Source organism: Dethiobacter alkaliphilus AHT 1, assembly GCF_000174415.1.
In the GTDB taxonomy this organism is placed as follows: Bacteria; Bacillota; Dethiobacteria; order Dethiobacterales; family Dethiobacteraceae; genus Dethiobacter; species Dethiobacter alkaliphilus.
Map to the genome: position 1 here is coordinate 206,291 of NZ_ACJM01000002.1, position 21,027 is coordinate 227,317.

The window sequence follows — 21,027 nt, forward strand, 5'->3', positions numbered from 1 at the left end:
AGCATTAACTTTTTTGACAATGTGTACCCCAGTGAGCATACTCCTGCCGGTGGGATAGTAGAATCACCTGTCGGCTTTGCCCAATTTGTGCCAGGGTAGTGCCGATAATCTCCAGGCGGTTTTCATCCCAGTTTAAAAAAGGGTCATCCAGGATAAAGGGCAGCCGGACATCGGCCGCCAGTAAATCGGCAATGGCCAGGCGCAGGGAAATGTAGAGCTGATCACGGGTTCCCTGGCTTAACTGAGCCGGGGAAACGGATCTTCCCTCCTCTGTAACGCCGATGTTAAAGTGCTCATCCAGCTCCAATTTTCTCTCTCGTTGACCGGTAATACGGCAAAATATTTCACTGGACTTCTGTGCCAGCTCTTGCCTATAAGAACTGGAAAAATTGTGGATGGCGTCCGAAAGTTCCGTATACGCCAGTTTTAGGGCCGCCTTTTCACGCTGCAGGCGCCCACGTTTTTCCGTCAAATCTCTTTGCCTTTCCTGTAAAGCAGCCAGGTTTTGCGGAGCCTTTCCCTGCAGTCGGGACTGAACAATTTCCAGCTGGCGGATTGTTTCATGCAGCCGGGCATCTTCGTCCCGCAGCCGTGCAGTTTCAGCTTCCAGGTCACGGGAAAATTCAGCTAAATTATGCGGATCCTGCTCCCCGGTGCCGGGCAGGCCGGGATGTGCTTCAATGACCTGCTCCCAATCTTGCAGGATACGGACTGCGCGGTTGGTGGCATCGGTGAGGACATTTTGCAACTGCCCTAAATCCGCCGCACCGTGAGCACTGAGTAAACCGGACAGTTCCTGCCGGCAGTTTTGTATCTCTTGTAAAAGCTCTGTGGCTTCCTGTTGAGTCTGCGCAAACTTTATGGCATCGTTTATTGCTTTTTGCCACCAGGCAGCATCCCTTTGGTCAAGCCAGGACATTAACGTCTCCGCAGTTTGGGCCCGCGAATCATATACACCGGCCAATGAGGCCAAAACAGGCCAGGGGTACGAAAGCTCAGCGGGGGATAGCGTCATTAGCTGCCCGGGCTCCACTTCAGCTCCCTGCCTGCGAACAAAGGAGGCCACACTCTCCCGCAAAGTGGCTGCTTTGCGCAGCATGTCCCGCCAGGATTCATAGGCTGTTTCAATGTCGGTAAAGCTGCGCAGAAACGGTTCGGCCTGTTCCAGAAAAGAATGATACGCATTATCCGCACTCTCCCGGGCCACAGCCAGTGCTTCCCTGGCATGGGCAGGGGGCAGAGCTTCGGCCATCTCCTCTACCCGGGCAGTTGCACGTTGGCGCTGTTTTAGGCGCACACGTAATTCGCCAAGGGCAGCTTCATCGTCAAAAGCATGCTGCCCCAGCTGTGCATCCACCTGCTGTAGGCAGCCATCAAGTTCACCCAGGCTTTTTTTTCCGGCAGCAGCCTGCCGGTTTCTTTTTATCTGTGCCAGGATATACAGCACCACAAAAGCAGTGGCGGCAGCCACTGCACCAGACAGCCAAATTACCCGGGAAAGCCAGAAGGCCGCTCCTCCCATAAGCGCCGCCGCAGCGGTAGCCGGAAGCCAGGACTTGCCTGTCGGTCTTTTTATTTCTTTTTCCCGCCGCATTTTATTTAAAAGCTGCAGCTTCTTGTCAATGAGCTCGGCTGCGTTTTCCGGCAGATCAGCCAGGTCGGCAAACTCTGCGTCAAAATCCTCCAGGGCGGCCCGCCAGTCCTCTTCCAGCCGGCGCAACCGCTGGAAATCTGCGGCTGCTTTGGATTTTTCCGTTTCCAACCGGTAGCGCAGGGCGTTATATGCTGCCAACTGTTCCAACAGTGTGGGCTCCGCTTCCTCAAACAGGGAATAATCACCGGCAAGGCGGCTTTCCAGCAAATCAAGCTGCTCCAAGTCCGCCAAAAATGTTTGCCAGTCTGAGTGCAGCCGTTTTGCCGCCTTCTCTGCCTCCTCCACCGTTTGCTGTGGCGTTGGTCCCAGGGTAGCAAAGTCCGGCATTTCTTCTGCATCCTGGCAGTCCCCGGGCATAATCAGATTTAACCGCTTCTTTTTTTCCTGTATATCCCCCTGCAGCTTTTTTCCCTGCTCCACAGCCATGCTCAGCACATTTTGGCGCTGCAGGGAATCGGTGTACCTCTCCCGCAGGTTCCGCCATTTTTGCCAGCCAGAGAGCATTTCTTCTTTTTTCTGCAACTCTTCGGACTGCAATTCACGTTTCCTGCGCAGCATTGACAGCTCTTCTGAAGTGTTCTGCAAAGAGAGCAGTGTTTCCTCACTGTCTTTAACCGCCTGCCCCACCGTGGCAATTTCATCTTCCAACAACTCCAACTCACGATGGTTGCGCATATCCTGGCCGGTAAGGCCCAGCCGCCCGGTATAACGGGTAATGGCTTTAGCCTGTGCTAAAAGGGAATCCAGCGCATCACGGTAATGGGCACCGGAGCCGGATATAAGCTGCTGAATCTCCGGGTTTATATTTTCATCCTGCGGGAGGGGTTGTCCCACAAAAAAGGTGGCCATAAACAGCTCACGGCTGTTGATACCCAAAAGCTCGGTTATTTTTTTTTCATAAGCCAGATTGGGTTTTCTGGCACCGGGTTTGTGTTCCCCGCCCACCTCTTCCTGCCACTTGGCGTCAATGAGACGCTGCAGGCTGACGCGATTGTTGGCAAAGTTACGCAGGATCCGGTATTGTTGTGTACCTGCCTGCAGATTAAGCTCCCCGGCAAAGCGGGCCGGATCGTCCCAGTTTTTGTAACGTCCCTGGCCAAAGGCCCGGGGATCTGCGGTGGCGGGCAAACCGTAAATGATCGCGGCCAAACCGGCGGCCAGTGTGGTTTTGCCCGCTTCGTTGCCGGCAAGGCACACATTGACCCCGGGGGCAAAGCGAAACGTAGTTTCTTCACGGTAGCGGCCAAACCCAGACAGAGTGACGGACAGCCAGGTTATGCTCATAAAACCGCACCTCCCCCCAGTGCCGCCACACCGCGTAACAGGGCACGGCGAACCACTTCCCGCTCCTCTTCTTCTTTTGACTGCTTTAACCTGTCCTGCATGCTGCGCACAAAATAGCCGCGGATAGTGGGTTCCGCAGCCAACCGCTCAATAACTGCGTCATCAAGAAACACATTGTCGCCGTTTATTTCCAGATGATAAAACAGATGCGCAAATTTCTCCTGCAAAACCTGCGCATCTATCTGAAAATTGGCCACACCGGTTAAGACAATACGCTGCATAGCCCGGGAATCGGCCTGGCTTTCCACCAGTTTCTCCACTTCCTGTGGACTGTCCAGCTCCGACACATCCACCTTGCAGGTTAGACAGGGACGACACTGGGCGTCCACAGTTTCCACCGAGGTGGACTCGCCCAGGTTAAGAATGGTCAGTGTACCGCAGCCCGGGTCGCTAAAGTGTTTTGCTTCCGGTGCTCCGGCATAACAGGCCACCGTTTGCCCCAGGTAACGTACTGAATGCTGATGGATATGCCCCAGCGCCACGCAATGATAGCCGGATTGGGACAGGGCCTCACCGGAAAGGGGCAGGCTACGGTCACCGGCATCCCAGTTGAGGCTGCCGTGAAAGATGCCCACATGAATGTGGGCATCTCCCTTTGGAAATTCCTGCAGTGGTGGCGAAGTCCGTGTCAGCCCGGCGCTATAGGCCAAACCGTAGAAAGCAATTTGCCGGCCGTCTTTTTCCAGGCGGGCAATTTCAGCCGGATTTGGATTTAGAACCAAAACACCGGGCCAGCGTTTCTGTGCGGTTTTATAGACTGAATCCTGATAAGATACCTCATCATGGTTACCCGGTACCGTCACCAGATAAAGATTATTCTCCACCAGCCTGTTTAGTTGAGAAAGTACATATTCCAAAAGCTCTGCCGGTGGCCGGTGGGTTTCAAATAAATCACCGGCAATCAGCACCGCAGATATTTCATTTTTTTTATCCAATGCGAAGTCCACGGCACGGGTAAGGAAGTTGTCCCGTTCCCTGCCGCGCTCTTCGTTTTTTGACCCCAGAAAGTTGGGACGCCAGCCCAGATGCAAATCGGCCAGATGCAGTATTCTCATTTGTCGCCTCCGCAATTTCAGTTAAGAGAATCCATTCTCATAAAAGCTACCATCTCCTGCTGCAGGTTCACACCGGTAACCTTCCATCCCGCCTCCTGCCAGATCCAGGAATGAGGTTTATCGTCTTTCCACCAGGTACCAAGCCGCCTGGCTGCTTTAGGCAGTGGTGCCCCGATAACCTGCTCTATTTCCGACAGATGCATCTCCAGAAAGGACACCTCTGCGGTGGCATGCCGCAGATAATTGGTGAGCGGCCGGTATTTGGTCCGGGTCCATCTGGCTCGTTCCAAGAAAACATGTTCCCGGTCGGCAAAGGGCACCAGCTCCCACTTTAGCCTCTCTCGCTGTGAAGAAACACCGCCGGGATAAATCTCGCTTAGCCTGCCGTCGCGGTCCACCAGGCGGTGCCCGGGAACATCGGCTCCCGCCGGCAGGCGGCGCAGGTGGGTCATTACCATCCGCTCATTCCACTGCAAACCAAGCTCCTTGGCCACTTCGGCATAGGTGGCCACTTCACCGTAGGGAATCCGCCGGACAAAGGAAAATAACGGGTGCTCTTCCAACAAAAGCGGCACCACGTTCTTGTTTCGGCCCACTATCTCATACTCATTATTAAGGTAAAAATAGCCGGTAATGGCCGCCAGAGAAGCTTCGGGGCAAACCGAAGCTTCCGGACGCAGATCAAAACCCATGTCTGTAAGAGCCTTGCCCAGTTCTTCACCGCGCAAAGGCGGCAAACCCAGGGCGGCCAGCACCGCTTCTGTTTCCGTGACAATTACCGGGATTGATTCCTGCCGCGCTGTTTGTATTGCCTGGGCAAACTCCTCACCGGAGCGTTGGGCAGAGGAAGCTGCGATGCACACCACATCCGGCAGGTGGGGGTTGTTTAAAAAAGATTCCAACTGCCCGGCGCCGGTATAGGTGGCGGACAGAACCGTGTTTTCCTGTGCCCGGGAATAACATGATTGGGTCGGGCTGAATATCTCCGGGACAATGCCGCAGCTTACCGGGAACCGTACATATTTTTTTTTTATTCGGGCAAACAGAGGAGAGAACAGGTTTCTCATAAATAACCTTCCTCATGGCTTTTACTCACTACATTCGCGGTGGTCCCGGTTAATTCCTTTCAACCCGGTACTTCCCTTTTGTCCCATTTTGTATTAAAATAAAGAATACGCGTTTTTAGTGCGTGTTTTTTTATACTGGTTACCGTCTTCACAATCTGTGAAGAAAGTGTTATAATTTTTTATCAGTATAAACAACAGTATATTGCAAGGGAATAGGAGGTTTTACTATGTACAAAATTGCTGTTCTCCCGGGTGACGGGACCGGCCCGGAAGTTGTCCGTGAAGGCCTGAAAGTTTTGGATGCTGTAGGTGAATCCGCAGGCTTTAAACTGGACTATACACATTATGACCTGGGCGGAGAACGCTACAAGCGGACAGGGGAAGTTCTCCCCGACAGTGTGGTGGACGAGCTCCGCCAGTTTGACGCCATTTATCTGGGCGCCATCGGTCATCCCGATGTAAAGCCGGGTATCCTGGAAAAAGGGCTGCTTCTGCGCCTTCGCTTCGAGTTGGACCAGTACATCAACCTGCGTCCGGTTAAGCTCTACCCCGGTGTGGAAACACCTCTTAAAGACAAGGGTCCGGAGCATGTTGACTTTGTGGTGGTCCGGGAAAACACCGAAGGTCAGTATGCCGGTGCCGGCGGATTTTTGCGTAAAGGAACGCCCGATGAGATTGCCGTGCAGGAATCCATCTGCACCCGCAAAGGGGTGGACCGCTGCCTGCGCTATGCTTACCAGTATGCCATGAAGCGCAATAAGGACAAAAAGCTAACCCTGTGTGGTAAAACCAACGTACTTACCTATGCCTTTGATTTATGGGAGCGCGCCTTCCATGAAATCGGGGAAAAGGAATTCCCGGAAATTACCCGCGATTATGCCCACGTGGATGCCACAGTAATGTGGATGGTTAAAAACCCGGAATGGTTTGATGTTATTGTCACTGAGAACATGTTCGGAGACATTATCACCGACCTGGGCGCCATGATTCAGGGCGGCATGGGTATTGCCGCCGGCGGGAACATTAATCCGGAAGGTGTCTCCATGTTTGAGCCCATCGGTGGTTCCGCTCCCAAATACACAGGACAGAATGTGGTTAACCCGCTGGCCGCCATCGGTGCCGCTGCCATGATGCTGGATACCATCGGGGAAGCCGACGCTGCAGCACGGGTGGAAAAATCCATCATGACAGTATGCGAGTCTCACATCAAGAGCCTGGCCGCCGGCAGAATGGGTTATAACACCCAGGAAGTAGGCGACCTGGTGGTCAAAAACCTCTAACCTAAAAACCAGACAAGGAGAGGTTCGTTGTCTGGAAATAAGGAAGGGACTGGTCTGAGTTATTTCAGGCCGGTCCCTTTTTCGTTATCTGCGGCGCTTTGCAGGGCAGCTAACCGGTCACGCTCACGCTGTGCCATCCATTGCTTTTCTTCCTGTTCCAACAGTACCACCAGGCGAATGCGCATGGCCATTTCCAGCCGTGTGCTGTAGGTTTCTGTTTTCAGGCAATTACGATACACCTGAACCGCTGTGGAGATGTACCCTAAAGCTTCCAGGCTAAGGCCCATCAAATAACAGGCAGGTGCTGCCAGTCCCGGATTATCATTTAACCTGCGCAACAGATCGATGGCCTCTTCATAGCGGTGTAATCTGTACAGGCATTCCCCGCGGGAGAAACGGAAAATATCCAAATCCGCATGCTGTGATATCTCCAGTACCCGCTGGGCCGCCTCCAGTTTTCCATGGTTTTGATATATTTCCGCAGTGATAATTTCCAAACCTGGATGGTCGTTCATAATACGCATTTGTTTTCCGTCACAGGCAATAAAGGTGGCACAGAGCTGCACCCCTGTTTTCTTGAACATTTGTGTAAACTTTGTTTGCTGTAACCAGGCTCTGTCTATTGCTTGCAGTTGTTCCTGGGGGTTTTGGCCGCAAAGAGCCAAGGCAAACTGTGCATCGGCCAGGGCATCGTCTCTGCTTACAACATGGCGGAAAAACCCGGCAGCTTTTTTTAAGTCTTTATCCGCTAAGGCCTGTATTCCATTGATAAATTCTTTTTTTGTTTTATCCAATCCCAGCTTATTCAGAAAGCTGTAGCCACCACCATCACCTTTACTCTCCGGAGGGAGCGCAACGGTTTCCAGTCCGGTATTATGTGTTGTCTGCACACGGTTATCCCGCCCCAAAACCGGACGGCTTCCGCTTTGTGGTAAAGACAAGACGTCTACGGACGCAAAACACAGTAACTGTTCTTCTGTTTTTTCCCATGGCAGACGCAGTCCCACCGCAACCCCTCCGTTCACTGTTTAAGTGTCTTCACCGCCCTTATTACGGGCTTCCAGCAAAATTGAAACAAGAGACAGCGCTTCCCCGCTGTTTTTTACCCGGCCTTCCAGTTGAGCGGCATAAACCGCTTCCAAATATTTGCCAATAGCCCGTGTCGGAGGCAGATTAAAAAACTCCATAATTTCTCTGGCAGAAATTACAGGCTCCGGTAAAGTGGCATACTTGCCGGCAAAATAATCATCCAGCAAACAGCTCAGTTCTCTGCATCGCATTGCATCCATGCCATGGCGCGCTACCAGGTTCGCCATACTAAGCAGGACTAATTCCGGCACCGTATCGCCAAACTGCCGGAAAAACCGCAAGTTGGCACCCAAATCAACTTCTCTGGTATACAGTGGGCGGGAATGGTTGCAGATCAGGCGGATCAGGTACATTTCTTCCTCCTGGGTAAAACACAGCCGCTGTGCCAAGCTTCCAATGTATGCTTCCGCCGCAATTTCATGGTTAAAGGACTGCTTGGCTCGCTCACACTGCACTCCATCCACCTTGCCTATGTCGTGTAAAATACACGCCAGGCGCAAAAAAGACAGACGGGGCCTGTTTCCGGCAACTTTTTGCCTCAGATGGGCATGCAACTTGTGTAATAGCTCTGAGGTTAAACAATAATTTTCACCCAATATTTTTTCCAGTGCCCGGCAAACTTCCAAACCGTGGGCAAAAACTGCTTCTCCTTCCACAATAACCTGGTTCATCCGGGCAAAAGGAGCGAAAAAGTGGGTCAGCACGTCCAGTTCATCCTGGAGGATTTTCATACCATCCGCTGCATAAGGCTGGGCAAGCAGTTGAAACAACTCCATGGAAAGCTTCATTTTCTGTGCATAGCGAATCTGCCCAGCATTTTTTTTGAGCACAGCCAATGTATCCGGACAAAACTGCAACCCTAAGCGTAAAAGGAAGCGGGCAGAACGAAACAACCGTACCGGATCCCTGAGAATGCATTCCTCCGTTGTTAACCGGAGACGGCCAACATGCAGGTCTTCTTTTCCTCCGCATGGATCTATAACAGACTCTTGCCAGTCAGGGGCATGAAGATAGTTATTCAGTGATACGGCCATGGCGTTAACAGTAAAGTCACGGCGCTTTAAGTCATCTTCCAGCTTTCCCCCATGCACCAGTGTCAGGTCCAGGGAAAAGGGACGCCCGTCGGAAGCAACAAGAAAAATGCGGGAGTATTGTGACTGGGAATCAAGCATTTCATACTCGCCCCGCATGCGCCAGGCAGCACGCTTGGCAAACTGTTCCGCCTCTTCGGTCACAACCAAATCCACATCCCAGGAAGGGATGCCGCGCAGCGCATCCCGGACAAAGCCCCCCACAATATATATTTCTTTTTGCTCCTTCTGCGCTAAATCCGCCAAAGCAAGAAGCTTGGTGCGCAAGCCATCACCCCATTTTCTTCTGAAATATAATATTTCTGTTTTAAATGGCGCTTTCCTTTTATTTCAAAAAAATTTTCACCGCCTTCCTCTCTGTAGTGTACTATGTATCAACCACAAAGCTCATTAAAACAGGAGGAAGATAGATGAAAAAAAAGGATTTTGTCTGGATTGCCGGTGAAGCTGCAAATAACTGCAAAGTCGGGGGAAAGACACTGCGCGGCCAGGCCAGGAATGAAGACGGGCACCCTATCCCCGGGGCTAAAATTGATGTTTTTCGTGCAGTTAAAGGAGATTTGGTGGCGGAAACTCAAGCTGATGCCAACGGCAACTACCAACTGGAATTACCCGGCGGTACGTATTTGGTGAGGGTGTTGGAAACAAAACAATACCAGGTAGATGCAGCGGTTGCCAAACCTGTTTCCATTGATCTGCTGGACAGCAGCATCTTGGGTATTGGCAGAATCAGAGGCATGGCCGGAGCAACGGTGGGGATGAATGTGCAAAAAAGCGGCCGTTCCACCGGTTTTAGCCGGGGGCATATTACCACTCTGGGAGCTACGGTAAACGTGGGCTTTGGTTCCGGCAAGTCTGCCCGTTTTACCAATCAGATTATTACCAGCAAAATGGGCGAGCCGGGAGACAGCGGTTCACTGCTTTTAAACAATGCAAACCACGCTGTAGGCTTACTCTTTGCCGGCGGACCCAAAGCAACAATATATCATCCCATTACCGAAGTACTGTTGGCCCTTAATGTGCGGCTGGACGCTGAAGATAAATACTCCTGGCCGGATACTGAGAACAGCTACCGGTCCCTGCAAACTATCTGTGAATCTTGGGCAGACAGTCTGCTCAAGCTCTCCAACGTAGTAGGCGTCGGTATCGGACATAAAGTGGTGGCGGGCGTAGATACCGGCACTCACTGCCTGACCGTTCTGGTAGAGAAAAAAGTATCACCGCAAAACCTGCGCTCAGAGGACTTGGTACCGCCGTTTATAAACCATGTACCTACCGATGTGGTGGAGAGCGGCTTATTAACTGCAGATACCAACAGGTACTGGACTGAAGGCCCGCAGGACAGGAAAGTTAAGATGCGCCCGGCAAAGCCCGGGATGAGCATCGGCCACTACCAGGTATCGGCAGGGACATTTGGCGGCGTTGTTTATGACCGGGAAAGCGGTGAACCGCTGATTCTCTCCAACAATCATGTTTTGGCCAACTCCAGTAACGGTGAAGACGGTCTGGCACAAATCGGCGATCCCATTTTGCAGCCTGGACGCCAAGATGGCGGTAAAGAGCCCGATGATGTGATTGCCACCCTGTATCGTTTTCATCCCATAACCTTTAATTAATATATTCCACAAACGGAAAACGGGCCTGCAGTTTTGTGCTGCAGGCCCGTTGGTTGCTAGTAATTATGCAAAGTATCCAATTCCTGATCACCGATATCGAAATGAATATCATGCGGTGACAGTTTCTCTTTGAGCATGAAATCAGGCAGCCTGTCGTGTTCTTTGGTAAAGCCGGCCTGAATATTGAAATCCCTCTCCGCTTTCAGAGACTGCTGTCCCATCTTCACCGCATCATCCACGGTCAGATTCCAGCCGTAGCGGGCGTTCATCAACTCCACTATGGTGGGCACGCCTTGCTCATCATCCAAAACGGCAAAGGCGATAAACAAACAGAATCCAGTACCGTCAATGAGGTTTGTGGCAATTTGCAGGTTACGGGAAAGATCGATCTGTCCTTCCCCTTTTAGCGGATCCACAAAGCCGCCCACCTTAAGAATATTGGCAGTTACGCAGTAACCCGCTGTATGGTCGGCACCCATGGGGGTGGTGGCATAGGTTACGCCCATACCTTTAACGGTGCGCGGTTCATAGGCCGGCATATGCTGACCCTTCACCGCAGCAACACGGGTGACACCAAAAGCCTGCCCCGCATAGACCGCACCCTGCCCGGCAATTCTGCCCAGCGGAGTCCCCTGACGGATTTCTTCCATTACTTCAATGGCCCGTTTGCCGTCGCCCCAGGGAATCACTCCTGCTTCCATCATCACGCCCAAAACGCCGCCGGCTTCAATGGTATCCAGGCCGATATCATTGGCCAGCCAGTTTAATTCAGCAATAACATCCAGATCTTTAATATCACAATGCGCTCCAAAAGACCAGGCAGTCTCATATTCAATGGGGGAGACCACTCTGCCGTCGGGCAGCGGATAGGAGTTGGAACAACCGATAACGCAGCCTGTCATGCAGCGATGAGTTGCTGCCCCGCCCCGCTCCTCACACACTTTGGCCAATGTCTCCCCGCCGATGGCATCGGCATGTTCAAAACGACCCTCGGAGAAGTTGCGCGTCGGCAAACCGCCCGCTTCACTGAGAATATTCATCAGCACATTGGTGCCGAACTTGGGCAGTGCTTCACCGCAAACAGGATGGTCCTTAAGCATTTTACTGAACTTTTTACTGGCAGCTTTATATGTTTCTTCGTCATGGATATCATCGGCGCGGGTCTTGGCTGTATCAATAACAACTGCCTTGAGGCGCTTGGAGCCCATCACCGCACCCAGCCCGCCACGGCCGCAGTAGCGGCTGGCACTGCCTTCCACATCACAGTTTGCGATACCGGCATTGGCCATGAGCATTTCACCGGCGGGCCCGATACAGGCCACGGCCGCTTTTTTGCCGTATTTATTCCGTAATATTTCCGTGGTTTCATAGGCACCTTTGCCGGCCAGGTCAGGATGGGCGATTAATTTTGCCCCGTCGTCATTAACCACAAGTACCTGTAGTTCATCATCTTTTGGCAGCCCCTCAATGGTAATGGCGCGAATACCCATGGCACCTAACTTTTGCCCGGTAATACCCCCTCCGTTTGACTCTTTAATACCTTTTGTCAAAGGACTCTTTGATCCAATGGAAACTCGGCCGGAGGAAGGCGCCATAGTTCCTGAGAGCAAGCCAGGAGCAATGATAAGCTTGTTGTCTTCTCCCAATGGATGACACGTGGGTCTAACCTCGTCATAAATATACTGCGATGTCAGCAATCTGCCTCCCAGATGAGTATAACGCTCGGGTAAATCTGTTACTTTAACTTCTTTTGTTGTCATGTCTACCTTAATACATTTACCCATTAAAACACCACCTTCATATATTTTTCCTTATATTTTTCTTCCAGACCACTACCAATATGTAAAAAAAATAAAAAAAGCTCGCTTTTTCGGTTTCCTTAGCGAGTGCTTTTTGATACTGATTTCCTTAGCAGCTTTGCAAACTGCAAAGCCGTTATAACTTCCAGTATAAAAAAAGCCGTAAATAACGGCTTTAACATGGGGCTATTTAATTGTAAAAGCATCTATCACCGCATGACAGCCGCAGGATGTGGCTAAAATTCTGCTGCTTTTGCCACTTTTAAACTCTTCCCTCAGCTCCTTTAGCTCCCTCACCAGCAAACCGCCCACACCTGGCGCCATTTGATGGCTTTGCAGCACATTGACGGTAAAACCGGGAACTTTCAATTCACCTAAAATCCTGTACAGCGGCTCTTTTCGCTCTTCCCCTGTAACAGTGCAGTAACCGTCCGGCTCGGGACAGTCCTCCGGGCAGAGGTGACTGGCCAGGCTGGCGTATAGCGTCCCGTTATGCCAAAAGGGATTTGGCACTGTGACTTGTTCAGGCACCGAAATTTTTTCAATTTGCCGGCCGGCATCCTTAAACTCAGAAAATAGCCATAATAGGGCCACATGCACCGGAATGGCCGGAACAACCCACTCATATCGGTCCAGGTGCTTTTGCATAAACTCTATGGCCTCAGACTTAAAAGTCTGCGTTTTTCCTGTAACCTGGTCTAATGCCTCTTTGTTGTTGTCCACAATAGCAATACTGCCTTTACTTTTCTGCAGAAAAGTAGCCGCGCGGCGTCCAAATTGTCCTGCTCCCAATATTAATGTTTCCATAATTCCCCTCCTGCCTGACAAGAAAGGCACGCGTATTCGATTTCCTCAGCGCGTGCTTTTCAATACCGGTTTCCTTAGCAGCTTCGCAAAATGGGAAGCGTTATAATTTCCTACCGGTAAAATAAGAGCCCACGCATGGGCTTTTATTTTTATTCTTCGTCTTTCATTAACGCTTCCAGCTTGACACGGTACAACTCCAGAACCTGCAGGTCGTTGGAAAGTACCTCATAAATTTCCCGTAAATCCACAGCCTGAGGAGAATTTACCAGTGCCTGACGATAACTGACCAAGCCGGCAAGCTTGTCGGCAAAGGATGACTCCAAAAGACCCGCCTTTCTTAAAATAAGAAATGTTTCTTCGTAAGTGCCCGGCTTGGGCAAATAATTTTTTATGATAACGTGATGAGAACAGCGCATAACGGACTGAAATGTAATCAGCATGCTGTAGAGCACCATGTTACGGGTATCCCGGTTTTCCAATAGCTGACGCAGAGAAACCGTCTCCCGGTACCTCCGCCAGTCCCCCATTACCTCATCAAATAAAGCCAAATCGCGGATAAAATCTTCTGCTCCATGATAACGCACTACCAACTGGCACCCCCTTGTGTATCAAACCAGGATAAAGTTTCCCTGTAATCGAGAAATTCATCCAGCACCTGTATTTCAAAATTAATTCGCTCCCTTTCGTTACGGGCAAAGAAAAGACTGCCGTTGCGCACTATGGTGTAGCGAAACTCAATGGGAGCTTTATTCATAATTTTTAAATCCACATCGCAGCCCAATTGCAGGGCCTGCCCAATGCGACAGCCCAAAACATCACTTTCCAAAGACTCCCGGGCATATTCCGGATCTAGAAGCACCGCAATATCAACGTCACGAAAACGCTCGCGGCACAGATAAGAACCAAAAACATAACCCAGACGGATCTGGGGATATTCTTCCAGAACCGGTGAAAGCGCTCTGACATGAATCTGCCTGTAATCAAGCATAGCAAACCTCCGGTATATCTTCATTGCTATATTGTATTTCTACTTGCCTGTCCTGATTCCTGCACAAAGCGCGTTTATAGTTATCAGCACCGGCAATGGAAGCCATAAACGCTGTTGACAGCGGACTTTCCCTGCGCTATGATTGAATTCGTGAGGTGGTAGAGAAAATGAAAATTGGTATAGTAGGGCCGGCATTATCCGGCAAAACAACACTGTTTCAACTTTTAACCGGCGCATCAGCCACAGGGCATAAAGGCGGCATCCCCCAGGGAGCAGCCCGCGTGCCCGATGACCGGGTAGATGCATTGTCGGAAATTTTTAATCCTAAAAAAACCACGTATGCCACGGTGGAATTTGCCGACTTCCCCTCTCTGGGAAGCAGCGGTGAATTAACCAGTGAAGCGGCAAACCGGCTAAAAGCCTGTGATGCCCTGGCGGTGGTGGTCCGGGCACACCGTGATCCGTCTGTTCCCTGGCCGGAAGCACCGGTTTCTCCCGATAAAGCTTTCTCCAGCTTTCTGGAAGAAATGATACTGACAGACCTGGCCCAGGTAGAAACCTTACTGGCCCCCAAAACAAAGGATAAAAAACAAAAACGCACTCCGGAAGAGCAGCGTGTCCTGGAAGCCTGTCAGGAGCTGCTGGAACAAACCCGTCCCCTTTCCGCCGGCAACTGGTCCGCAGATGACTTACCCATTCTGCGCAATTATGCTTTCCTTTCCTCTCGCCCTGTTTTGGTGGCGGTGAACCTTGATGAAGAGCAGTTGCAGGAAAAAGACTACGAGGGCCGAAAAAATATAGTTGCTGAGTGCGAAGAAACAGGTTATCCGCTGGTTGAATTCTCTGGAACACTGGAAGCAGAAATCAGCCAGATGGACAAGCAGGAGCAGGAAGAGTTTCTGGCGGAGTACGGCTTAACCGAGTCGGGCATTGCCCGCCTGGCGGCTGCCACATACCAACTGCTTAACCTTATCTCCTTTTTTACTGTGGGTGAGGACGAAGTCCGGGCCTGGACCATTAAAAAAGAGACCCCTGCCAAAAAAGCGGCGGGTAAGATTCATTCCGATATTGAACGCGGCTTTATCCGCGCCGAGGTTATCAACTACACTGAGTTCAGGGAACTGGGAGATTCACTCAAAAACGCCCGTGACCAGGGAAAACTCCGCCTGGAAGGCAAAGAGTACCTGGTACAGGACGGGGACATCATTAACTTCCGCTTTAATGTTTAAGGTAAGAAGCACTTCACGGAGAAGTGCTTCTTTTGTTCTACACTTTAACTTTTCCCAAAAACCAGCGGTAGGCCAGTATGTTTAGCAGGACAACATAGACAAGCCCGGCAAAATAATACTGATAATACGTCAAAAGCAAAACGCTTTCACCATGTATGGCTACACTGAGAGCTTTAGCCGGCCAAAAACCGGGTACAACGGCGAAAAAGAATTCCCGGGCATCGGTAAATAGCAGCGAAAGCACCGGAACGATCAGGACGGTGCCTGCTCCTTTCATCACGGCGAAACCTTCAATTTTATTTTTGGACAGAGCATTAATAATGAAACCGGTGACCGGAGCACCTAAAGCAGCAAGAAAAGAAATTGAGAGCAAAACTGCCAAAGATAACTGGTAAATGTCAGAGAACCAAAGGACAAACATTACAGCAATAAACGAGATGAAGGTAATCATCAGCATTCTGAAAGAAAGAAACTGGTACAGGCTTAGGGGTGTTACCTGGATGGAAGTAAGGATCTGGTCATCCCGGTCATCCAGCACGGAAAAACCGATAAGCGCTCCGAAAATTAGCGGTGTCATTAATGAAAGTGACGCCAGGATGATGTCGGCATACATCTCCAGGGGAAATCCGCTGGTGTCGGCAATATAGGGCAGCAAATACCGGCCGATTAAAGCCAGGAAAAGCGGATAAAAGATAAGAATCCCCATCATCGGATCTCTTTGCCACTTCTTCCATTCACTAATCATGAATGTAGCATACATATTAAACACCACTTTCCTTCACGGCATATTCATCAAACCTTCTCACCACATAGACAAATAAGATGGCAGACGCCGCAACAAGATAACCAATGGCCAACAGCAGCTCCCACAACTCAGGAGTGTGAGCTGCGGCGTTCAACATTACCATGGATGCTTTGGTAGGCAATGCAAGCAGCAGATTGCTCACCGTCTCATCGGCAATTAAACCTACCTGTTCCAAAATAACCGGCACCATTAAAACCACCGTATACTTTACCATGCCTACTAAAAGTGACGTAAAGTCACGGGAAGAGTAAGTCAGAACAAACCCTACCAGTGAATGAAAAAATGAGATAAGAATCACCGCAGCGGCCAGCATGGCCAGGTTAATACTAATTTCCCGGAAAATCCGGGCGTAGGCGTACACCAGAGCCAGGGTAATCAGATTGGAAAAGATGTTTGTTGCCGTTTTGGCCAGAATATACTCCACTTTATTGATGGGGGAAACAAGCAGGGTTTTAATGGTCCCCTCCTCTTTTTCGTAAAACATGGTCACACCAATCAGTACCATGGCCATGGAGGTGGCATCCAGAAAAAGGACCAGCGGCAAAATCATGCTTAAATCCTGAATCTCTGTCAGAGCCAGCACCCCGATCCATAAAAGGGCAACGGTAAAGCTGGCGGTGAGGATGTTGTATTTTTTCAGCCGCTGCATTTCTCCGGCCATCAGGATTGCAATGCTATTCATCCTGCTCAACTCCCGTCACCTTAATAAAAATATCATCAAGGCTGGTTTCCTTGCTATGCACAGTGATGATTCGCTTCTCTTTAACCACCGCAAAAAACTCCTGGTTGGTGCCCAGTGTATCCAGATCAAACTCTTCTTTTTGTGTGCCACCGTTAGCCTCGTACTCCACTTGCACTTTCCGCTGGGCATATTTTAACTTCAGATTTTTAGGTGTGTCAATTTCAGCTATCTGTCCCTTGGCCATAAAGGCCACCCGGTCGCAGAGCTCATCCACGTCATTCATTAAATGGGTGGTCAATAGTACTGTGCCGCCCTGCTCTTTAAACTCCAAGATTAAATCCTTGATAATCCTGGCGTTTTTGGGATCCAGGCCATTGGTTGGTTCATCGAGAAAAAGCACTTTGGGGTTATTTAACAATGCTCTCACAAAATTAAGCCGGACTTTCATGCCTTTGGAAAACTCATTGACTTTTTTGTCCCGGTCATGGTAGAGCCCCACTCGTTTCAGCAGTTGGTCTGTATCCGCACTGTTTCGGTATAGCTTTTTAAAAAAGTCCAGGTTTTCCTGTGCCGTCAGCTTGGAAAAATGGACCGGCATTTCAAAGCCTACGCCAATTTCCTGGTAATACTCCCGCCCATAAGATTGTAAATCACGGCCGTGATAGAGAATTTCCCCTTTGTATTTGTCCAGCAGTTTAATGAGAATTCTTTGAGTAGTACTCTTTCCCACACCGCTGGGACCAAGCAGGCCGAAAATTTCACCATCGGCAACTTCGAAAGAAACTCCGGTTAGCGTATCTTCTTTATTACGCGGATACTTAAAAACCAGGTCTTTTACTGCAAACATAGCTATTCCCCCTTTTTAGGCCCTGACCTTCAGGCCGTTTTCCAGAATATACAGCGCCTTTTCAGCAATGGTCATAAAACCGCCTTCCTCAGCCCAAAGGTACTCCGGGTCGTGGTGTTGCAGACTATGCTCCATAATGGCAATGTGAACTGTATGAAAAAGAAATGCTGCCACCTTTACATCAACTCCTGAATCCACTTCTCCCCGCTTTTGACCATCCTGCAATAATTTCTCAAAATACTGCAGTGACATTTCAGCCAGGTCTCCCATAATCCTCGCACGGAATTGGGCATCTTCCTTATAAAAGTTGACTCCCAGCCTGGCATATTTGGGGTGCTCCCGGGCAAAACTTATTCCCGCCGAATACAAAGCCCGGATTACTGTCATAAAATCTGCCTGCTGAAGTGTTTTATTAAAATCATTTATATAATTGATTTTTTCCTCGCCGATAAGCGTAAAGAGGTAGTTGTAGAGGTCAAAGAGATCGTTGAAATACTGATAGAAACTTCCCCGGGAAATGCCCGCTTCTTCCACAATCCTGGCGATACTGGCATTGGCAAACAAATTCTGTGAGAGCTCTTCTAAAGCAGCATCGATGATTCTGTCTCGCTTTTCTTGCGGCAGATTAAAAAAGGTCTGGTTAGGCACTTATTCACCTCCCCTACTCTCATATGACACCCTTGTCACTTTCTTATTTTCATCATATGACATCACTGTCACATTGTCAACAAAAAGTCTGACCGGACCCGGTTTTGGGTACAAAAAAGCCTGCCGTTAGGCAGGACTTTTGTTGAATCTATTTCAATAATTCTTCCGCAAACTCCAGCAGGTTTTGGGCCATGGCATTCATTTCTTCCACCGCCGCCATCATTTCCTGGGTAGCAGCTGCCTGTTCAGAAGATATGCTGCCAATTTGGTTAATTTCACCGGAAATACTTTCCTTGGCCTTGTTCAGCGTTCCCAGGATTTCTTCAATCTCTTTTAAAGACTTAACGCTGTTGTCCGCCAGTTTACGGATTTCATCAGCCACCACACCAAAGCCGCGGCCCTTCTCACCGACGCGGGCGGCTTCTATACTGGCGTTTAGACCCAATAAATTGGTCTGAGCCGCTACCTTTTGCATCACCTGCAGCAGGCTGTTGGTCTCAACCACACTATTGCCCAGTTGGGTTCCCATGGCAGACAGGTGCTGCCCCACTGCAGCCAATTCTTCTGCCTGCGACGCCAAACCTTCCGTGGTGCCGCTTAACTCACGGGTTGCCCCGCTTAGGTTGTCAGCCATGCTGCGCAGTGATTCCTGCCGCTCCAGGCTTTCGTTGAATGAAACCGCACCGATAATATTTCCTTGTTCATCGCGAACGGGAAGGCCGATACCTACATAAGGAATTCCATAGACTTCCGCTCCCACCTGTCTAACCACCCGCTGGCCCTTGGACAAGGTAGTACCTACCACAGACTCCGGTTTTATTTCATCTCCCACTTTAATTTTATGATCGATGGTTTTTCCCGGAATATAGGCTAAAATTTCTTTGGTATTGCTAATGGCAACAGCCAGGTCTCCCATGGTTAAATCATTGATAAACGGCGATACTTGCAAAAAGCATTGCAACAGCGAATTCTCTGATTTCTCCAAATTACTTCCTCCTTGGTGGCATGTAAGATTATGTTGTATTTTGTGGAAGATTCTACATTTGCGGAAATTTTCCTGCAATTAACGAAAAAAAATGCTCCCCCATCAGTGTTGGGAAGCATCCACCGCAAGCACCTCAGACATAATTTGCGCCACCGCCAGGTACAGACCCTCAGGGATTTCATCTCCCGGCTCTACCAGTGACAATGTCTCTGCCAGGACTTTGGATTGCTTAACCGGCACACCGTGTTCCTGCGCCAGCAACAAAATCTGCTCCGCAATCTTTCCGGCACCGCGGGCCACCACCCGGGGAGCATCATCCTTTTCCTCCTGATATTGTAGTGCCACTGCTTTTAAAGGCTTTTTGCCCTGCATAAAACCAACTCCTTAGCCATGCTGATCCAGCGACACCCCGGTTCCCAGAGTCCGCTTACGTTCAGAGCTATTCATTACCCTGATTCCGTGTAAAACAACACCGGAGGTATTATCGCTGCCAAACAATTGAGTCAGACGCCCCAGGCGCGCCGCTGTCGCATCGCTTTCCACAAGCAACTGGGCAGAAAGGGGGCCTTCAGTTTCACCGACCACCAGAATTACTGTTCCCAGATTTTCAGTATGCAGCACAAACCGCCACTTGCGCCTATTATGAGAAAAATTTTCCCCTTTTTGCTCCTCCTCCACCGTGAGCAAGTAAGGAAACTGTTCGTTTTGCTCAGGATAAAACAGTACAGATACCGTATCTGTAAGTTGACCGCCCTGCTCGCCGGGAGCCAGACGCTGTAAAATACGGCACTGCAGTCGTCCTCCTGTTACGTTCCCCCGAGCCAAAAGCAATTTTTCCCCGGCCTGCACCGGTGTTTCCAGCTTTACCCGAACCTGCTCCCCCTTTGTTTCCAATAAGGCATTATCACCTTCAGCCTCCAGGACCAACGCCCAAAAACGCGGCGTAAGCACTTTTCCAGAGTCTGTACTACGCAAAAGAGCAACAAGGGAACCGATACCATTTAGCATAATATTACCATCCTTTGGGATTTGCTTTCTACATTTCGCAAAACAAAGCCAAAATCCTGCAGCTGATGCAAAAAACAGCCCGCGCAGGAGCACGGGCTGTTTAGCTAGATGCAAATTTGCAGGAAAGATTAAAAACATTAAACCTGACCCCCAGTTTATTAGAAGATCATGGCGTTGAAGCCGGGCATGATGTAGTTCATTGAGCCCATTACATAGACAATGATTACACCAACGGAGAGGGCCACACCGTAGGGGATAGCGTTTTTTCCCGCGTCCTTCTCGTCCAAATTATTCATATGCACAGTTTTTCTGGCTGCTGCGGCACAAAAGATACCAAGAAAAAATGTTTTCAGTCTCTTAAACATTTTGCCCTGTCTTAGCATTGTGTACAAAGCAAATACACCTCCTACAATAGCCGACACCAATAACACCTGGATTACCACCGGATAGCCGGTAAAGGCGCCTATCATCCCCAGCATTTTAACATCACCGGCTCCCAGGCCGCCAAAAACAAAGGGAATTACTAAGAGAAAAATGCCGGTAAAGAATCCTGCCAGAGTGAAGACGGCCCCGGAATAAAATCCCTGCACAATAACATTTAAGACCAGCGCTGTTACAAGTCCTGCCAGCACAACCACGTTATAAATTTTGCGCTCAATAATATCTGTAATCATACAAACGGTCACAAAACCAAACATCAACCACACAGACAACATCATCACACCGCCTTTCCTAATTTAATCCCACACCAACAAGTCACCTACACAAACCCCACTGCTTCCCGCACTTCCTACCGCCATTTCCACAACATAACGGGCGTCCTTTATCACCGGTGATAGCTTTCCCGGTTTCATGCCGTAAATAATGTGGAGGACTTTCATATTGCTATCCAGGAAAAGTACATCCAGGCTATAACGCATAAAAAACGTATGAACCGCATTGCAGGGGGACAACATCAAAGCATCTATATCGCCGGGGAAAGTCCGGGAAAACATAAGGCCGCGCAGCCGCTTGAAAAATGTATCGGCGCGGC

At 49.9% G+C, this 21,027-nt stretch carries 21 protein-coding genes; 3 read left to right on the forward strand and 18 right to left on the reverse strand.

What is annotated here, in order from left to right:
- Positions 1 to 4: 4 nt before the first annotated feature.
- The 3 genes from DEALDRAFT_RS03130 to DEALDRAFT_RS15800 are packed head-to-tail and all read right to left on the reverse strand — an operon-like array spanning position 5 to position 5,120.
- On the reverse strand, positions 5 to 2,938 hold the full coding sequence (locus DEALDRAFT_RS03130; protein ID WP_008514796.1) for an AAA family ATPase: 2,934 nt from the start codon (positions 2,936 to 2,938) through the stop codon (positions 5 to 7).
- A complete protein-coding gene (locus tag DEALDRAFT_RS03135) occupies positions 2,935 to 4,053 on the reverse strand; it encodes a metallophosphoesterase family protein (protein ID WP_008514798.1) in 1,119 nt (372 codons plus the stop codon). Before DEALDRAFT_RS03135 ends, DEALDRAFT_RS03130 begins: the two co-directional genes overlap by 4 nt.
- A 17-nt stretch (positions 4,054 to 4,070) precedes the next feature.
- Entirely contained in the window at positions 4,071 to 5,120 is a 1,050-nt protein-coding gene (locus DEALDRAFT_RS15800) for an MGMT family protein (protein ID WP_008514800.1), read from the reverse strand.
- Between the two features lie 227 nt (positions 5,121 to 5,347).
- Here DEALDRAFT_RS15800 and DEALDRAFT_RS03145 point away from each other — a divergent pair, with 227 nt between their 5' ends.
- Entirely contained in the window at positions 5,348 to 6,400 is a 1,053-nt protein-coding gene (locus DEALDRAFT_RS03145) for a 3-isopropylmalate dehydrogenase (RefSeq protein WP_008514801.1), read from the forward strand.
- A 59-nt stretch (positions 6,401 to 6,459) separates the two neighbouring features.
- Here DEALDRAFT_RS03145 and DEALDRAFT_RS03150 read toward each other — a convergent pair whose 3' ends face one another.
- The gene (locus tag DEALDRAFT_RS03150) at positions 6,460 to 7,407 is read right to left on the reverse strand and encodes a tetratricopeptide repeat protein (protein WP_008514802.1); all 948 of its coding nucleotides are present in this window, start codon (positions 7,405 to 7,407) and stop codon (positions 6,460 to 6,462) included.
- A gap of 21 nt (positions 7,408 to 7,428) precedes the next feature.
- Positions 7,429 to 8,847 carry a tRNA nucleotidyltransferase/poly(A) polymerase family protein gene (locus DEALDRAFT_RS03155; protein ID WP_008514803.1) on the reverse strand — a complete coding sequence of 473 codons (1,419 nt, stop codon included), beginning with the start codon at positions 8,845 to 8,847 and terminating at the stop codon, positions 7,429 to 7,431.
- 143 nt (positions 8,848 to 8,990) lie between these two features.
- Here DEALDRAFT_RS03155 and DEALDRAFT_RS15805 point away from each other — a divergent pair, with 143 nt between their 5' ends.
- A complete protein-coding gene (locus DEALDRAFT_RS15805; protein ID WP_008514804.1) occupies positions 8,991 to 10,196 on the forward strand; it encodes a carboxypeptidase regulatory-like domain-containing protein in 1,206 nt (401 codons plus the stop codon).
- Between the two features lie 56 nt (positions 10,197 to 10,252).
- On the opposite strand, the gene DEALDRAFT_RS03170 is transcribed toward DEALDRAFT_RS15805, so the two are convergent.
- The 4 genes from DEALDRAFT_RS03170 to mntA all read right to left on the reverse strand — a co-directional run bounded on the left by DEALDRAFT_RS03170 (position 10,253) and on the right by mntA (position 13,790).
- A complete protein-coding gene (locus tag DEALDRAFT_RS03170; protein ID WP_008514805.1) occupies positions 10,253 to 11,980 on the reverse strand; it encodes an aldehyde ferredoxin oxidoreductase family protein in 1,728 nt (575 codons plus the stop codon).
- Between the two features lie 201 nt (positions 11,981 to 12,181).
- Positions 12,182 to 12,802: an NAD-binding protein gene (locus DEALDRAFT_RS03175; protein ID WP_008514806.1), complete on the reverse strand. Its 621-nt coding sequence runs from the start codon at positions 12,800 to 12,802 to the stop codon at positions 12,182 to 12,184.
- A 149-nt stretch (positions 12,803 to 12,951) separates the two neighbouring features.
- A complete protein-coding gene (gene hepT, locus DEALDRAFT_RS03180) occupies positions 12,952 to 13,386 on the reverse strand; it encodes a type VII toxin-antitoxin system HepT family RNase toxin (protein ID WP_243441132.1) in 435 nt (144 codons plus the stop codon).
- Positions 13,386 to 13,790, reverse strand: coding sequence for a type VII toxin-antitoxin system MntA family adenylyltransferase antitoxin (mntA, locus tag DEALDRAFT_RS03185; RefSeq protein WP_008514808.1), 405 nt, complete (start codon positions 13,788 to 13,790; stop codon positions 13,386 to 13,388). The genes hepT and mntA overlap by 1 nt, the downstream gene beginning before the upstream one ends.
- A gap of 167 nt (positions 13,791 to 13,957) precedes the next feature.
- Here mntA and DEALDRAFT_RS03190 point away from each other — a divergent pair, with 167 nt between their 5' ends.
- On the forward strand, positions 13,958 to 15,019 hold the full coding sequence (locus DEALDRAFT_RS03190) for a DUF933 domain-containing protein (protein WP_008514810.1): 1,062 nt from the start codon (positions 13,958 to 13,960) through the stop codon (positions 15,017 to 15,019).
- 37 nt (positions 15,020 to 15,056) lie between these two features.
- Here the strand turns inward: DEALDRAFT_RS03190 and DEALDRAFT_RS03195 are convergent, their stop codons facing one another.
- The 9 genes from DEALDRAFT_RS03195 to DEALDRAFT_RS03235 form a co-directional block, all read right to left on the reverse strand.
- Positions 15,057 to 15,779: an ABC transporter permease gene (locus DEALDRAFT_RS03195; RefSeq protein WP_040378348.1), complete on the reverse strand. Its 723-nt coding sequence runs from the start codon at positions 15,777 to 15,779 to the stop codon at positions 15,057 to 15,059.
- 1 nt (position 15,780) lies between these two features.
- Positions 15,781 to 16,506 (reverse strand): fluoroquinolone export ABC transporter permease subunit, encoded by a 726-nt coding sequence (locus DEALDRAFT_RS03200; RefSeq protein WP_008514814.1) that lies wholly within the window; start codon positions 16,504 to 16,506, stop codon positions 15,781 to 15,783.
- Positions 16,499 to 17,353: an ABC transporter ATP-binding protein gene (locus tag DEALDRAFT_RS03205; RefSeq protein ID WP_008514816.1), complete on the reverse strand. Its 855-nt coding sequence runs from the start codon at positions 17,351 to 17,353 to the stop codon at positions 16,499 to 16,501. The genes DEALDRAFT_RS03200 and DEALDRAFT_RS03205 overlap by 8 nt, the downstream gene beginning before the upstream one ends.
- Before the next feature lie 15 nt (positions 17,354 to 17,368).
- The gene (locus DEALDRAFT_RS03210; protein ID WP_008514817.1) at positions 17,369 to 18,001 is read right to left on the reverse strand and encodes a TetR/AcrR family transcriptional regulator; all 633 of its coding nucleotides are present in this window, start codon (positions 17,999 to 18,001) and stop codon (positions 17,369 to 17,371) included.
- 148 nt (positions 18,002 to 18,149) lie between these two features.
- Complete coding sequence (locus tag DEALDRAFT_RS03215; RefSeq protein ID WP_008514818.1) at positions 18,150 to 18,986, reverse strand: methyl-accepting chemotaxis protein; 837 nt, start codon at positions 18,984 to 18,986, stop codon at positions 18,150 to 18,152.
- Between the two features lie 102 nt (positions 18,987 to 19,088).
- Positions 19,089 to 19,358 (reverse strand): EscU/YscU/HrcU family type III secretion system export apparatus switch protein, encoded by a 270-nt coding sequence (locus DEALDRAFT_RS03220; RefSeq protein ID WP_008514819.1) that lies wholly within the window; start codon positions 19,356 to 19,358, stop codon positions 19,089 to 19,091.
- A 12-nt stretch (positions 19,359 to 19,370) separates the two neighbouring features.
- Positions 19,371 to 19,994 carry a hypothetical protein gene (locus DEALDRAFT_RS03225; RefSeq protein ID WP_008514820.1) on the reverse strand — a complete coding sequence of 208 codons (624 nt, stop codon included), beginning with the start codon at positions 19,992 to 19,994 and terminating at the stop codon, positions 19,371 to 19,373.
- A gap of 158 nt (positions 19,995 to 20,152) precedes the next feature.
- Positions 20,153 to 20,713 carry an A24 family peptidase gene (locus tag DEALDRAFT_RS03230; RefSeq protein ID WP_083798606.1) on the reverse strand — a complete coding sequence of 187 codons (561 nt, stop codon included), beginning with the start codon at positions 20,711 to 20,713 and terminating at the stop codon, positions 20,153 to 20,155.
- Positions 20,714 to 20,731: 18 nt separating this feature from the next.
- Positions 20,732 to 21,027: DUF192 domain-containing protein (locus DEALDRAFT_RS03235; protein WP_008514822.1), on the reverse strand; the 296-nt coding region annotated here is incomplete at its 5' end.

Excerpts from the sequence above, each read along its gene's own strand:
- DEALDRAFT_RS03130 (WP_008514796.1), bottom strand. The coding sequence starts at position 2,938 with ATGAGCATAACCTGGCTGTCCGTCACTCTGTCTGGGTTTGGCCGCTAC.
- DEALDRAFT_RS03175 (WP_008514806.1), bottom strand. The coding sequence starts at position 12,802 with ATGGAAACATTAATATTGGGAGCAGGACAATTTGGACGCCGCGCGGCT.
- DEALDRAFT_RS03220 (WP_008514819.1), bottom strand. The coding sequence starts at position 19,358 with ATGCAGGGCAAAAAGCCTTTAAAAGCAGTGGCACTACAATATCAGGAG.
- DEALDRAFT_RS03145 (WP_008514801.1), top strand. The coding sequence starts at position 5,348 with ATGTACAAAATTGCTGTTCTCCCGGGTGACGGGACCGGCCCGGAAGTT.
- DEALDRAFT_RS03205 (WP_008514816.1), bottom strand. The coding sequence starts at position 17,353 with ATGTTTGCAGTAAAAGACCTGGTTTTTAAGTATCCGCGTAATAAAGAA.
- DEALDRAFT_RS03170 (WP_008514805.1), bottom strand. The coding sequence starts at position 11,980 with ATGGGTAAATGTATTAAGGTAGACATGACAACAAAAGAAGTTAAAGTA.
- DEALDRAFT_RS03230 (WP_083798606.1), bottom strand. The coding sequence starts at position 20,713 with ATGATGTTGTCTGTGTGGTTGATGTTTGGTTTTGTGACCGTTTGTATG.
- DEALDRAFT_RS03200 (WP_008514814.1), bottom strand. The coding sequence starts at position 16,506 with ATGAATAGCATTGCAATCCTGATGGCCGGAGAAATGCAGCGGCTGAAA.
- DEALDRAFT_RS03190 (WP_008514810.1), top strand. The coding sequence starts at position 13,958 with ATGAAAATTGGTATAGTAGGGCCGGCATTATCCGGCAAAACAACACTG.
- DEALDRAFT_RS15805 (WP_008514804.1), top strand. The coding sequence starts at position 8,991 with ATGAAAAAAAAGGATTTTGTCTGGATTGCCGGTGAAGCTGCAAATAAC.
- mntA (WP_008514808.1), bottom strand. The coding sequence starts at position 13,790 with ATGCTTGATTACAGGCAGATTCATGTCAGAGCGCTTTCACCGGTTCTG.
- DEALDRAFT_RS15800 (WP_008514800.1), bottom strand. The coding sequence starts at position 5,120 with ATGAGAAACCTGTTCTCTCCTCTGTTTGCCCGAATAAAAAAAAAATAT.
- DEALDRAFT_RS03195 (WP_040378348.1), bottom strand. The coding sequence starts at position 15,779 with ATGTATGCTACATTCATGATTAGTGAATGGAAGAAGTGGCAAAGAGAT.
- DEALDRAFT_RS03225 (WP_008514820.1), bottom strand. The coding sequence starts at position 19,994 with ATGCTAAATGGTATCGGTTCCCTTGTTGCTCTTTTGCGTAGTACAGAC.
- DEALDRAFT_RS03135 (WP_008514798.1), bottom strand. The coding sequence starts at position 4,053 with ATGAGAATACTGCATCTGGCCGATTTGCATCTGGGCTGGCGTCCCAAC.